Annotated in this window: 9 protein-coding genes; 6 read left to right on the top strand and 3 right to left on the bottom strand. The window is 35.0% G+C overall.

The genetic code is table 11. The features are described 5' to 3' along the window. Positions 1 to 36: 36 nt before the first annotated feature. Positions 37 to 4,107 carry a YadA-like family protein gene (locus CGEO_RS02745; protein WP_075540265.1) on the bottom strand — a complete coding sequence of 1,357 codons (4,071 nt, stop codon included), beginning with the start codon at positions 4,105 to 4,107 and terminating at the stop codon, positions 37 to 39. A gap of 291 nt (positions 4,108 to 4,398) precedes the next feature. On the opposite strand from CGEO_RS02745, the gene CGEO_RS02740 reads away from it, so the two are divergent. The 6 genes from CGEO_RS02740 to CGEO_RS02715 all read left to right on the top strand — a co-directional run bounded on the left by CGEO_RS02740 (position 4,399) and on the right by CGEO_RS02715 (position 10,767). Continuing rightward, on the top strand, positions 4,399 to 5,238 hold the full coding sequence (locus CGEO_RS02740) for a tetratricopeptide repeat protein (RefSeq protein ID WP_075494220.1): 840 nt from the start codon (positions 4,399 to 4,401) through the stop codon (positions 5,236 to 5,238). Between the two features lie 269 nt (positions 5,239 to 5,507). After that, positions 5,508 to 6,572 carry a TRAP transporter substrate-binding protein gene (locus CGEO_RS02735; RefSeq protein ID WP_075494219.1) on the top strand — a complete coding sequence of 355 codons (1,065 nt, stop codon included), beginning with the start codon at positions 5,508 to 5,510 and terminating at the stop codon, positions 6,570 to 6,572. Positions 6,573 to 6,581: 9 nt separating this feature from the next. Further along, a complete protein-coding gene (locus tag CGEO_RS02730) occupies positions 6,582 to 7,646 on the top strand; it encodes a TRAP transporter substrate-binding protein (protein ID WP_082258979.1) in 1,065 nt (354 codons plus the stop codon). Positions 7,647 to 7,652: 6 nt separating this feature from the next. After that, positions 7,653 to 8,426 carry a hypothetical protein gene (locus CGEO_RS02725; protein ID WP_075540266.1) on the top strand — a complete coding sequence of 258 codons (774 nt, stop codon included), beginning with the start codon at positions 7,653 to 7,655 and terminating at the stop codon, positions 8,424 to 8,426. Between the two features lie 69 nt (positions 8,427 to 8,495). Further along, positions 8,496 to 9,209, top strand: coding sequence for a thiaminase II (tenA, locus tag CGEO_RS02720; protein ID WP_075531834.1), 714 nt, complete (start codon positions 8,496 to 8,498; stop codon positions 9,207 to 9,209). Positions 9,210 to 9,360: 151 nt separating this feature from the next. Beyond that, on the top strand, positions 9,361 to 10,767 hold the full coding sequence (locus CGEO_RS02715) for a HoxN/HupN/NixA family nickel/cobalt transporter (protein WP_075540267.1): 1,407 nt from the start codon (positions 9,361 to 9,363) through the stop codon (positions 10,765 to 10,767). 815 nt (positions 10,768 to 11,582) lie between these two features. On the opposite strand, the gene CGEO_RS02710 is transcribed toward CGEO_RS02715, so the two are convergent. After that, the gene (locus tag CGEO_RS02710) at positions 11,583 to 12,392 is read right to left on the bottom strand and encodes a transporter substrate-binding domain-containing protein (protein ID WP_075540268.1); all 810 of its coding nucleotides are present in this window, start codon (positions 12,390 to 12,392) and stop codon (positions 11,583 to 11,585) included. Positions 12,393 to 12,628: 236 nt separating this feature from the next. Further along, a complete protein-coding gene (locus CGEO_RS02705) occupies positions 12,629 to 13,438 on the bottom strand; it encodes a transporter substrate-binding domain-containing protein (RefSeq protein ID WP_075494215.1) in 810 nt (269 codons plus the stop codon). Between the last annotated feature and the right edge of the window lie 419 nt (positions 13,439 to 13,857).

Here is a 13,857-nt window from a genome sequence, read left to right as displayed (position 1 = left end):
ATCCTTTTTTATAAAAGGGCGAAAACTCGCCCTATCTTAGAAGTGGAAGCCCACAGATGCCGCTGCGCCAACATTTTCTTGTGAATCATAAGAAGCTGCTGCCTTAAACACCCATTTACCGCTATCTGACATTTTAGAAAGTCCTATCGCCATAGCCGACTCACTCTCATAGTAACCAGCACCAAGCGCCATCATACCTTTTCCTGGGATTGTTGCTTGAGGTAGGTTTCCTATAGCCATAGCTGAAGCTGTTCCAGCAAGTGCGTCTGCTCTATACTCACCCATTTGGTTGTATACGTTTTGAAGTCCAGCGTTTAGTTGATCTATATTAACAGCAGAGTTAGAAACTGCTTTTAGTTGCGCTACGTTTACCGCATCAGAGTCTTCTGAACCGGCTGCGACATTTGTTATCTGTCTTGTTGCATCTTTATTTCCAACAGAAACTGCGCCAAGACTGCCTTTAGTAGTGGCTGCTATAGCAGTTTTTTGTGCTGCACTTGCTGATGATGGGATAAATCCAGCCATTCCACCTGCTCTATTTGCAACTGAGTTTGAACCAAGAGCAACGCCATCAGCTACCGTTACATTTGTTTTGTTACCAAGTGCGACTGCACCATCATTTTTAGCTGCGATACTAGCGTCATTTCCTAGAACAAAGGCGTTGTTTGCCTCTATCTTATTATTGTTACCAAATGCATAAGAGCCTGTTCCGCTTACGGTGTTTGGATCACCAAACGCACCTGAGTTTGCTCCGCTTACTTTATTACCAGTTCCTATACTTATAGAATTTTCAGCTGTAGCTTGTGCGCCTGTTCCGATAGCGATAGCATTTTTTGCAGAAGTATCAACTCCAGCTAAGGCATTCATACCGATAGCTATAGCGCCTAACCCATATGCGCTTGAGTCATCTTTAGATTTAGTTCCTGTTTTTACAGAACCATCACCAACATGGAAGAATTTAGTTCCTTGCTCGTTGATGTTTTTGATAGCTGAAATTATGCTTTCATTTTTAGTTGTTGTTTGCCCTGATGAGTTATAGGTAGCTAGAGCCGCTTTACCTGTATCTGTTAGTTGACCTTTCTCATCGACATAACCGCTTTTTGTGTCGCTACCAAGAATATTATTGATTGTAGTTGTGCTACCTGTAGCACCAGCAATCTTAGTTTCTAGACTAGTAATTTTGGTTGTATTGGCATTAACTTTATCGTCTAAATCTGCTATATTCTCAGTATTTGCTTTAACACTTTCGTTTGTAGCAAAAAGCTGAGAGCCATTAACCGCATCTGTGCTTTTATCTGCAATAGTTCCAGCTGCTACATTACCAAGTTTAGTAGCAGTTGCAACTGTGCCATTTGGATTTAGAAGAGCAGTACCCGCAGGCTCCGAATTTGTTGCTCCTGTTATCGGTTTTCCATTGTTATCTAAATCGCTATCTTTATAGTATTTACCATCTGAGTCTTTAGATAATTTATTGCCATTAGCATCTGTGTAAACTATAGGAGCAGAATTTCCTGATTTTAAGATATCATTACTTAAATTCGCTAAAGTTGTACTTATGTCTTTTCCACCAATTGTTAGCTTATTTGTTGTGATACCATCTTTGGTTATCTCTGTAGTATTGTTTGTACCATTACCAAGAGCTATTTTATCAGTTGCTATTACACTATCAAATTTAACATCATCAGCTAGTTTGTAAGTGATGGTTCCATTTGCATTAGCTACTGTTAGATTATCTTTATTTTTACCTGCATCTGCTACAAATGTTACAATTTTTCCTGAAGTTATAGCTGTTTCATTGTCACCTGCTTTTACTTTAAATAAGCCTTTAGTTGAGTCAGTAAAGTCAGCTACAGTACTTCCTACATCTATAGTTTTTGTCGGGTCATTTGGGTCAGTAACTATTTCTAATTTATTAGTACTGATACCATCTTTATTTATAGTAGTTCCTGCTTTACTTGGGTTACCACTTGCTACTGTTAAACCATCGCTATTGATTGTAGTTGTTTTAGGATTAGCTGGGTCAGTTTTATCTTCATAAGTTGTGCCACCAGCTGTTATATTGGTTGTTTTACCACCATCTTTAAATTCTGCACTAGTTAGACCAGTAAGAACTTTGTTTATGTCGTAGGTAAATTTATTAGTATCTTTGTCATAAGTTACATTTGTGTTTTTACCGTTTACAAATTTGATGTTTTCATTTTTAGCTATTTTATCAGTTGCTTCATCATTTGCACTAACACTAAATACACCATCAGTTAAAGTTTTTTCAAGCTCATCCACCCCAGCTGCATTTTTAATAACTGTTTTTCCAGCTTCTGTTATATTGCTCAAGTCTTTGCTAGCTTTTTCAGCAACATCAGTTTTTAAACTAGTTATATCAGTATTAACTTCAGTCAATTTTGTATCTAATTTACTTGTATTTAATTTAAACTCTGTTGGTGTAGTTGAATCTCCTGGTGTCTTATCAACTGATATTAAATCACTTCCTGAAGTTACACCATAGTCATTAATTGCTAATTTTTCTCTCCATTTTGCTTTTTCAGTTACTGTTATATTCGAAGCATCTTTTTCTGCTTTATTGACTTCTAATTCATTCAATGCAGTTCCAACTGTTGTTAGACTTTTACCTTTAATTACATAAGTTGGATTTAATATCCCGCCATTTGGTTCTACTTTTGCTCCTCCACCTAAATGTCTTGCTACACTTTTGGCTAAAGTTCCTATTGTATTATTTGTAGCGTAAAGTTGTGAACCATTTATCGCATCTGTTGAAGTTGCTTCTACTCTACCTGCAGCGACATTAGTTAATGTTCGCTCGCCACCTACGCTACCTATACTTACTGTAGATATTGGTGCATTTCCTGCAAAATTTTCATAGTTTATATTTTTAACTGTAACTTTTGATGTACTAACTGCTTCTGCAACCTTACTTCCATTTCCTAATACAACTGAACCATTAACTCCATTTTCCACATCGTTACCCAGTACAAATGCATTGTTTGCTGTTATTTTATTATCATTACCAAACGAGTAAGAACCTGTTCCTGATACTGTATTTGGATCTCCAAACGCTCCTGAATTTTCTCCACTTACTACATTTCCTGTTCCGATTGCAATAGTATTTTTAGCTGTTGCTTGCGCACCTGTTCCTAATGCTATAGCATTTTCAGCTGTTGCTTTGCTTTGTGTGCCGTAGGCTTGAGAATTTTTACCAGAGCCTTCTCCACCCCAGCCTAAAACTATCGCATTGTTTCCGCTAGCTGTGATGTCTGAGCCTATACCTACTGCACCAGTGCTATCTCCGGCTTTTACGTTTATACCCACTGCAACACCGCCACCGTTTGCTTCAGCGTTACCACCGATAGCAACTCCACCAAGACCTAGAGTTTTAGCTCCTACATAAGCTTTGCCTTCGGTGTTTACACCAGCACTACCTATAGCTATAGACATAGAACCTTTTGTTACTGCTCCAGAACCTAGCGCTATCGCTCCAGCTGCTCCAGCTTCCGTGATAGCTTGATGTCCGATAGAAATCGAGCCTTCACCTGCAGCTAATGCACCAAATTCAGTATTGCTTACTCCTGCTCCTATTGCAATTGCATATTTGTTTACAGCACCTGCAAAAGCTCCTAAAGCTGTTCCTCCGGTTGCACCACTTCCTGTATATGAACTCGCTCCTATAACTGTTGAATAATCAGCTTTTGTTCCATAAACATGATTTTCTGAGACTTTGTTTGTATTTGCCCAATCACGACTTCCACCTGCTAATGTTCCATATCCTAGTAAAACAGAATATTCCGATCCATTTCCTCTTGGATCATCATGATACCAAATTGCAGTATTCGAACCTATTCCTACAGAAGTATTTGCTATTTCTTTTGCTTCACCTTCTGCATATGCTGCAAATACATTAGTCGGTAGCACTATAGATACCCCAAGTGCTAATGCAACTGCCATAGATAGGCTTTTTAGCGATAGAAGCACACTGCTAACGCTAGAGCTAACTACCGAGCCTTTCTTGCTCATTTTCGAGCAGCAACTCGCATTTTCCGCGACTGCTACCCAGCCAACACCCTCTTTATAGATGTGTTTATAAGTTTTGTTCATCTGAACTCCTTGATTAATAATATTTAAAATTCATATAAAAATTCTTTTGAAAAACAGCAAAATTTTCTACATATTTTAACATATAATTAATGATTTTTAGTCAAAAAATATAAGCAACCTTAAAATATAATTAATATATTTATAAGTTTAAGCGTGATATTTTAAATTTAGCATTAGTCTAAAATTATAAACACTCGCTATAATCGTGTCAATCCTACTCTTATATAAATTTAAGTTTATTGTCATAAAATTATAAAAAATATAAAAATTTTAGTTGTAGGTTTATAAGATATGAGAAAAATTTTAGTCGTTTTAGCTGTTTTTTTAAATTTAGCCAGTGGAGATATCATAGCCGATGCGTATAACGCTTATCAAAAAGGGGATTTTAAAACCGCATATAAAAATTTCAAAAAAGCGTGTGATAGTAAAAGCGGTAAATCTGGGTGTCACAACCTAGCCTTAATGTATCTAAACGGCGCTGGAGTAGAGAAAAGCGAGGCGAAAGCAGCTAGCTACTTTAAAAAAGCATGCGATGCTAAAGTCTATCAAAGCTGCCAAAATTTAGGGCTTTTATACGAGAGTGGTGTTGGAGTTGAAAAGAGCGTTTTTAACGCGTTTGAATACTACAAAAAAGCGTGCGATGGAAAGTACAAGCTAGGATGCGTAAATCTTGCATATATGTATCAAAACGGGCTTGGCGTTAGGCAAGACTTTTCTAAAGCCGTAACGCTATATAAACAAAACTGCGAAGATGGCGAGCCAACAAGCTGTATAAATCTAGGCATAATGTATCAAACCGGCAAAGGAGTGAAGCAAAACTTAGATAGCGCAGTTGAGCTGTTTAAGAAAGCTTGCGATGCTAAAAACGCCACTGCATGCTATAACTTAGGGCTTATCTACATGGACGGCAAAGCAATGGCGCAAGATAGAGATAAAGGGCTTAGCTTTTTAGCAAAGTCGTGCGAGTATGGCATAAGTGGGAGTTGTCTTAGTCTAGGCGTGATTTACACCGAAGGGCAAATCACAGGGCAAAACTTTGCTAAGGCAAAGGAGTTTTTTGGCAAGGCGTGCGATATGCGAGAAGATAAAGGGTGTCAAAGCTATAAAGTGCTAAATGAGAGCGGATACTAACGCGATTTAGCTGTTTTAAAAGTCTGCGCTAAACAAATTTAGCGATGTTATGTTTAGCACTTTTTAACTGTTAAACATAGTCTAAACTCTAGTAATACGCGGTTTAATAAATTCACAACTACATCACTAGCTAAATTTATATAAATTTAGCTATGAGAGTTTATAAATTTGTAAATTTGTAACGAATTTATAAACTTTTTTAAATATTTCATAATGGCTTTATTTTATTTTTGTATAATAATCAAATTTTACTTATTTAAGGAGAGTATATGAAAAAACTTTTAGTTTTTCTTACGGTTCTTGCGACTTTTAGCGTATCTTTGTTCGCTGATGAAAACAAAGTTTACAGGCTAAAACTTGCCTCAAGCTATGAAAGCACTATGCCGATTCTTGGCTCGCTTAGCGATGAGCTAAAAAAGCTTGTCGAAACAATGTCAAATGGCAGACTACAAATCAGAGTCGATACACCTACAAAACACAAAGCGCCATTTGCTATATATGATATGGTTAAAAACGGACAATACGATCTTGGCTATACCGCCTCTTACTACTACAAAGGCAAAGATAGCACAAACATGCTCTTTACAACAACTCCTTTTGGTATGACAACAGATGAGCAGCGCGCGTGGTGGCACTTTGGCGGTGGCAAGGAGCTTTCAGAAAAGTTTTACTCAAAACAAAATTTAAAAGAATTTCATATACTAAACAGCGGTATGCAAATGGGTGGCTGGTTTAGAAAAGAGATAAATTCAGTCGAGGATCTAAAAGGGCTTAAAATCCGAATTCCAGGCTTTGGTGGAGAGGTTATGAGCCGACTTGGCGCTGCTATAAACACTATCCCTATCGGCGAGCTTTATATGTCGCTTGAAATGGGGACAATCGACGCGGTTGAGTGGGTAAGCCCATCTTTTGATATGTCGCTTGGCTTTAGCAAAATCGCAAACTACTACTACACAGGCTGGCAAGAACCAGCAAGCGAAAATCAAGTTGTTGTAAATTTAGATGTTTGGAACAAGCTTCCAAAAGATCTTCAAGCCATACTTCAAGCTGCATTGGCTGAAGTTTCATCTCGTGGGCAAGATAAGGTATTTTATGAAAATGCGGTTATCTGGGATGAGATGAAAGAGAAGTATCCAAACGTGCAAGTTAAGTCTTTCCCGCCAGAAGTTATGGCAGCACTTAAAAAAGCAACAAACGAAATTTTAGAAGAAGAGGCAGCGAAAAATCCGATGTTTAAAGAGGTTTTAGAGTCTCAAAGAGCATTTTTGAAAAAAGCTAGAGCTTGGACTATGATTAGTGATTTTGCATATTTAGAAAATACAAACATAAAATAAGGAGAAAAAATGAGAAAATTTTTAGCTACATTTTTAGCTTTTGCTACGGCTACGACGCTGTTTGCAAGCGATAATGACAAAAAAGTCTATAGACTAAAACTAGCAACAAGCTATGAAAACACTATGCCAGTTCTTGGCGATGTTGTTGCGGACTTTAAAAAATACGCCGATGAGTTAAGTGGCGGTCGCCTTCAAATCCGCATAGATACGCCTACAAAACATAAAGCACCATTTGAGGTTTTTGACTTTGTAAAGGCTGGGCAGTATGATTTGGCTTATACTGCGCTTTATTATTTTAAGGGAAAAGATCCAAAAACTATGCTTTGGACGGCGGTTCCTTTTGGTATGAATACACCTGAGCAACACGCTTGGTTTTACTATGGCGGCGGAAAAGAGTTAAGCGATAAGATGTTTGCGCAGTATAACATGAAGTCAATCCCTATGGGTTCAACCGGAATCCAAATGGGCGGTTGGTTTAGAAAAGAGGTAAACTCGCTAGCTGATTTACAAGGGCTTAAAGTACGAATTCCTGGCTTTGGCGGAGAGGTTATGTCAAAACTTGGAGCAAGCATTAACACTATCCCAACAGGCGAGCTTTACATGGCGCTTGAAATGGGGACAATCGACGCGGTTGAGTGGGTAAGTCCGGTTTATGATATGTCGCTTGGCTTTGGAAAAGTGGCTAAATACTACTACACAGGCTGGCAAGAGCCAACTGCTGATACGCACCTTTTGGTTAATAACAAATCTTATGAGAAACTTCCAAAAGATTTGCAACTTATCTTAGAAGCTGCGGCTAGAATGGCTGGCGAAGATATGCTAAATAAGGGCTTTTATGAAAACTCTAGAATTTGGTCGCAGATGAAAACTCAAAACCCAAATATCGAAGTAAAAAGTTTCCCTAAAGATGTAGTTGATGGGCTTAGAAAAGCGACAAATGAAATTTTAGACGCAGAGGCGGCAAAAGATCCGATGTTTAAAGAGATTTTAGAGTCGCAAAGAGCGTTCCAAAAAATCGGTCGCGAGTGGTATAAGATAAGCGATTTTGCATATATACAAAATACTGCCGAGTAGATGTTGATGAGTAAATTTAAAGCCCTGTTTTTAGGGCTTTTTTATCTAAATTTAGTAAATTTATACGCAGTTAGTGATGAAGCGATAACCGAATTTAGCAAGCGTGGGTTTTTAAACGCTGATAAACTTGATATAAAAATCATAGAAAAAATTCCAACCAAAATCGACGGACTTGCTATCACAAAAAATATAGTCGAAATAAAAAGTGATGGTTACTCGCAGTTTATTCCCATTTTTAGTTCAGAAAACTTTATATTTAACAAATTCTATGAAGCAAATGGGACTAAATTTATAGACTTTCAAGAACAAAGCACAAAAGAGCTTGAACTTGAAAAGCGAAAAGAGTTTTTAAGCTCATCAAAGCATAAGATAACATTGCTATCACAAAACAAAAATGCCATAGAAAAGGGCGATAAACTAAGCTTTGTCGTTGATAGTGGATGTCAAGTGAGTGCAAAAGAGATGTCGAAGCTTGAGCTTTATCTTGAAAACTACTCGCAAATCGATATATTTTTCTTGCCAGTTCATGGCAAAACTTACGCTCAAAAAAACCTTTTTTTGCTTAACAAGCTATCAGATTTCACGCTTAAAGACTCGCAAATTCCAAATCAATCCAAAATAAAACTAATTAACCAAATCTTTAGCGGAATCCCACTAAGCCTAGAAGATGAGTCAAATTTAGAATTCCAAGATGAGATGTTACAAACTGCTAAAACTCTAAAAAGCTTAAAAGTTCGTGGAGTGCCGACTCTTATCATAAACGCAGATATAAAAAACTAGCCTTTGAGTTTGGCTTACGTTAAAAAATAAAAGTTAAAATCAAAATCTACATCTTTTATAGGAGGATTTATGAAATTAGCGGACTTAATACAAGCAAACAAGGCAGTTTGGGATAGTTATATCTATCATGATTTTGTAAAAAATTTAGCAAATTCAAAGCTAAAAAAGGAAGCGTTTGATCACTACTTGGTGCAAGATTATCTTTTTTTAAAACACTATAGTCGTGTTTACGCGCTTGGAGTTTATAAAAGTCAAAATTTAGATGATATGAAATTCTTCTTATCAATCTTGCAAGATTTAATAAACATAGAAATCGAACACCACATCAACTACTGCGCTAAATTCGGTATCACACAAGAGGCGATGGACGCAACTGATGAAGAGCTAGCAACGATAGCTTATACAAGGTACGTTTTAGATGTGGCAAATATGTACTCAATACCAGAAATCCTAACCGCGCTTGCACCGTGTGCTATCGGATATAGCGTTATCGCTAATGCGATAGGAGATGATAGTGCAAAGCTTGTTTTTAAAGATAAAAACGAAGATTATAAAGAGTGGATTGAGATGTATAAGGATGATGGATATACGTTTTTAGTAAAAAGGTTTGAAGAGTTTATCGATAAAAAACTAGATAAAATCAACCTAGATTCAAAACGTGGGCAAAAGCTAGTTAAAATTTTTAAAAATGCGACCATGTGCGAGGCTGGATTTTGGGAGCAAAGCTTCTCTAAATTCCACGATAAAGGTGGTTTTTGTTTGATTAGAAAGATTTTTGGTTAAGGCGAAATTTACCCGAGCTTTCGGGTAAATTTGCTTGTGATTTTTGCGAGTTTACCTGTTGTTTTTCTTGTAAATTTATCTTTTATTTAAGTTGCAACTAAGTTGCGTTTTATTGTATTAATCCCTTTTATTTAGGAGTATTTGGCATCAGATGAGAGTTTTTTTAACATTTATTTTTGCTACTATTTGTAGCACGCAACTTTACGCTTGTGCGCTTTGTGCGCTTTTTACTCCTACTGCACATATACAAATCGAACTTAAAACTAAAAACGACAGTATAGATAGGATAGATTTTACATGGTATTTTTCACAAAATTTCACAAATTTAACACTGCAAACATACGATGTAAACTCAAATTTAAAGCTTGATAAACACGAGTTAAAAGAGGTAAGCAGAGCCATAGTCGCGTATGCCCTGCCTAAAGATATGCTAACAAAAATCCAATACTACGATATGCCAGATGGAAAAACCATCAAAGTAGGTGGCGAGTTTTCTAACTTCTCATCGCAGGTTTTAGACAACAGGCTTGTTTTTAAATTTAGCAAAAAGGTATCGGTTGGGATAAAAAAAGAGCGAGTTTTAAAACTTATTTCGCAAGATTTTGAGGGGTATTTTAAATTCACCTATCTTCCAACTACGCCATATCAGCTAAACGATAACATTTACGCATTAACAAACTCAAATTTAAACGCTACTTTTATAAGGCTAAGCGATGAATTTAGTCCACAAAAAACGCAAAAATCGCTAAAAAGCTTAATCCAAGAACATAACAAAGCACTAGATAAAAGCGAAAAAATCGACTTCGTATCCAAACATACCTTAGGATTTTTAGATAAACTTAAGCTAACTTTAAAGTCAAACAACGCCCATCCGACATTTTTTGGCTTTTTAAGCATAGCTTTAATCTCATTTATATATGGCTTTTTTCACGCAGCAGGACCTGGGCATGCTAAGCTTTTAACGACTAGTTATTTTCTTGCAAATGGCGAGCAAAACTATAAAAAAGCTCTGTTTTTTGCTATCAAAATCGGCATTTTTCACGTTGGCGGGGCGCTACTTTTAGTTGTGTTTTCGATGTTTGCGCTTGAAGGTGTGGCAAAAGCTCTGAATTTAAACATCGCAAATTTGACTTTAAAAATATCAGCTGGGATTATAATATTCATAGTTTTTTACATCTTTTTAGATAAGGTTAAAAACCTAAACGCGCACGAGCATCATTGTAACTGCGGATGTCATCATAAGCATAAAAACGAGAAAAGCAACAAAAGTGAGTGGCTCGTGGCATTGGTTGCTGGGATAGTTCCTTGCCCTGGGACAATCGTTGTTTTTGTCTTAGCCTTTAGTCTTGGAAGCTACCTAACTAGCCTTATGAGCGCTGTTTTCATAGCGCTTGGTATGAGCGTGGTTATCTTTTTAGCTGCTGTTTTAGGAAGCAAAATCAACGCTTTTCCAAAACTACAAAAATTTAGACTATATATCGAACTTGGCGGACTTGCTATCATGCTTTTACTTGGGGTTATGATGTTTTTGCTCTCGTTTAAGGTAAATATTTTATAAAATTTAGTTATAGATGTAAATTTGGTTTTGGCGTTAAATTTAGGCAGTTTGATTTGATGTTTTAGCGTTAAAATACTTTGCGAATTTAAATATAAAATTTAATGACTAAATTTTATATAGTTTTTACCACTAGAATACTTGAAAGTATAAATTACAACTTTATAGATTTTGCATATTTTAGTGCCAAAATATTTAATGGATAGTGTTAAATTTTGCCATGTTTTGTCAGTGCTTAAAATGATTTAATGATAAATTAGCATTTTATTTTGATGTTAAAATATTTGTAAAATACTTTTGTGAAATGCTAAATTTAAGTTCTAATAATACTTTGCAAATAGCAACTGTAAATTTTACCACGTTTTTTAGCTTGTTATCGCGCTAAAACATTTGCAGTAGTAAATCTCTCTTGCGTTGGTTGTTTTTGTGGTTAAAATACTTTACAAATAACACCATAAATTTAAAAATAATTTTATAAAAATGCTAAATCTACTTTGCGCTCAATATCTTTAAATTCACTAAAGTAAAAAATACTTTATGAATAACAGCCATATTTATCACATCAAGATACTTTTGCAAAAATGTTAAATTTAAGCCCTTAGTCAATACTTTAAAAATAGCAAAAACCATATAAAATCTACCTAACATTTAAAGCGGTGTCAAAAATCTTCGCAAATGACAACTGCGAGTTTTTCACTAAAATATTTATAAAATTCTATCTTTTTTTGTTCGACTACTTGCAAACTTTAAAAAAGCAAATTTAAGCTTTTAATGCCTAAATTTGCTTGTTTTAGTTTTAGTTTAAACTTGCTAGACTTTTACATAAACATTCTGTATAAATCATCAAGCAAGAAGTATTTTTTCTCAGCTGTTCCTTTGTAAAATGGATCAAGCGTATCGTTAAATGCTTTTGCGAAAAAGCCGCCCTTGCTTAGTTTGATAAGTTCAGAGTTAACTATCTTAAGCAATTCTTGGTTTCCTTTTTGAACTCCGATACCTAACAAATCAGTACTTCCGATATTTTTCACCCCTATTTCTACCGAGCTGTCTATTACTGGATATGCCAAAACAATCAAATTATCATTAACAAACCCATCGCCCTTACCCTCTTTTAATAGATTATAACAATTCATAGCAGAGTTGCAAGTTACGAGTTTGTATCCTTTAGAGTCGAAATATTTCTCAGCTATAGAGTTTTTCTCTACGATTATTGTCTTGTCAGCAAGATCAGAAAGTTGTGTTATCTTATCTGCTTTTCTTGTTAAAATGGCAAGATTAACAGTAAAATAAGGTATAGAAAAGTCTATAAGTTCCTCTCTTTCTGGTGTTTTTGTTAGTGTTGCAATCAATAAATCTATAGTATTGTTTTGTAAAAATGTAATTCTATCGCTAGCTTTTACTCCGATAAATTCGATTTTACCTCCACCATCAGGGAAAATTCCACTAGCTAAAGCTTGTGCTAACTCAACTTCAAAGCCTTGATATCCATCGCTTGTCTTAGTAGAAAAAGGAGGTTGCTCTGCAAAAACTCCAACTCTTAGAACTTTTTTATCTTGTATAGTTTTTAAATTTTCTGCAAACATCATAGATGCAGACAGTAAAAATATACAAAAAAGTATCTTCTTCATTTATATCCTTTATAAAAATTTTAGTAATTATAAAAGTTTTCTTATAAATAACTACTTAAATTTATTACCAAGACATAAGTAAAGTATTTATTTTGCCTATTTTACGGATTTGTAAAGCTTTTATCTTCCGCTCATTTTTTAGCCTTTCAGTTATAAATCTAATGCGAAAAAAGCAAATTTAAGCTTTTAATGCCTAAATTTGCTTGGTTTAGTTTTAGGTTAAACTTGCTAGACTTTTACATAAACATTCTGTATAAATCATCAAGCAAGAAGTATTTTTTCTCAGCTGTTCCTTTGTAAAATGGATCAAGTGTATCGTTAAATGCTTTTGCGAAAAAGCCGCCCTTGCTTAGCTTGATAAGTTCAGCGTTTATAAATTCCAACAACTCTTGATTCCCTTTTTTGACTCCGATACCTAAAAGGTCGGTGCTACCGATGTTTTTGATGCCGATTTCAACCGAGCTGTCGATTACTGGATATGCTAACACAATTAAGTTATCGTTAGCAAAGCCATCGCCTTGACCTTTTTTTAGTAAGTTATAGCAACTCATCGCACCACTGCAAGTTAAAAGTTTATATCCTTTTGCGTCAAAATACGCCTCTGCGATAGAGTTTTTCTCTACGATTATCGTCTTGTCAGCAAGGTCGGAAAGCTTTGTTATCTTATCTGCTTTTCTTGTTAAAATAGCGGTATTAACGGTGAAGTAAGGTATAGAAAAGTCTATAAGCCTCTCTCTTTCTGGTGTTTTTGTTATCGTTGCAATGACTAAATCTACCGTATCGTTTTGCAAAAACGGAATTCTATCGCCATCATTTACGCTGATAAACTCGATTTTACCGCCACCATTAGGAAAAATTCCACTAGCTAAAGCTTGTGCTAGCTCAACTTCAAAGCCTTGATATCCTTCGCTTGTCTTAGTAGAAAACGGCGGTTGCTCTGCGTAAACTCCTACTCTTAAGACTTTTTTATCTTGTATAGTTTTCAAAGTTTCCGCAAACACCATAGATGCACACAAGAAAAATATGCAGAAAAATAACTTTTTCATCTTTTATCCTTAATATAAATTTATTTATTATAAATCTTTTATTATAAATACCTACTTAAATTTACATAAATATAATTTAATAATATAAAGAATTAGATAATAAATATAAAAATAATTATTTAAAATATAAATTTAATTCTAAAATTATAAATTAATTATATAAATAAGGTTAAATATATTTTTATCGTGATAAAATTTTGTTATTTATAAATTTTTTAGCTTATACAATCTTTGTTAAAAGCTAAAATTCTAAAATTAGATAAGAATTCTTACTAAATTTGGTTATAAATTTGTATGTTTAAAAGATACTTTGCGAATTCTTAATTTTTCTTGGGCGATTTAATTTTATCTGAAAGATTTTGTAGTAGGAAAAGTCAAATTTGGTAAATTTTTATAAAAACTGCTTTAGATTTTTTCTA

It is taken from the genome of Campylobacter geochelonis (assembly GCF_013201685.1).
Classification (GTDB): Bacteria; Campylobacterota; Campylobacteria; order Campylobacterales; family Campylobacteraceae; genus Campylobacter_B; species Campylobacter_B geochelonis.
The sequence above is the reverse complement of the archived record's forward strand: the minus strand, read 5'-3'. Positions and strand labels throughout refer to the sequence as shown.

Bases quoted from the DNA above. Each gene is read 5' to 3' on its own strand.
- CGEO_RS02745 (WP_075540265.1), bottom strand. From the start codon at position 4,107: ATGAACAAAACTTATAAACACATCTATAAAGAGGGTGTTGGCTGGGTA.
- CGEO_RS02740 (WP_075494220.1), top strand. From the start codon at position 4,399: ATGAGAAAAATTTTAGTCGTTTTAGCTGTTTTTTTAAATTTAGCCAGT.
- CGEO_RS02735 (WP_075494219.1), top strand. From the start codon at position 5,508: ATGAAAAAACTTTTAGTTTTTCTTACGGTTCTTGCGACTTTTAGCGTA.
- CGEO_RS02730 (WP_082258979.1), top strand. From the start codon at position 6,582: ATGAGAAAATTTTTAGCTACATTTTTAGCTTTTGCTACGGCTACGACG.
- CGEO_RS02725 (WP_075540266.1), top strand. From the start codon at position 7,653: ATGAGTAAATTTAAAGCCCTGTTTTTAGGGCTTTTTTATCTAAATTTA.
- tenA (WP_075531834.1), top strand. From the start codon at position 8,496: ATGAAATTAGCGGACTTAATACAAGCAAACAAGGCAGTTTGGGATAGT.
- CGEO_RS02715 (WP_075540267.1), top strand. From the start codon at position 9,361: ATGAGAGTTTTTTTAACATTTATTTTTGCTACTATTTGTAGCACGCAA.
- CGEO_RS02710 (WP_075540268.1), bottom strand. From the start codon at position 12,392: ATGAAGAAGATACTTTTTTGTATATTTTTACTGTCTGCATCTATGATG.
- CGEO_RS02705 (WP_075494215.1), bottom strand. From the start codon at position 13,438: ATGAAAAAGTTATTTTTCTGCATATTTTTCTTGTGTGCATCTATGGTG.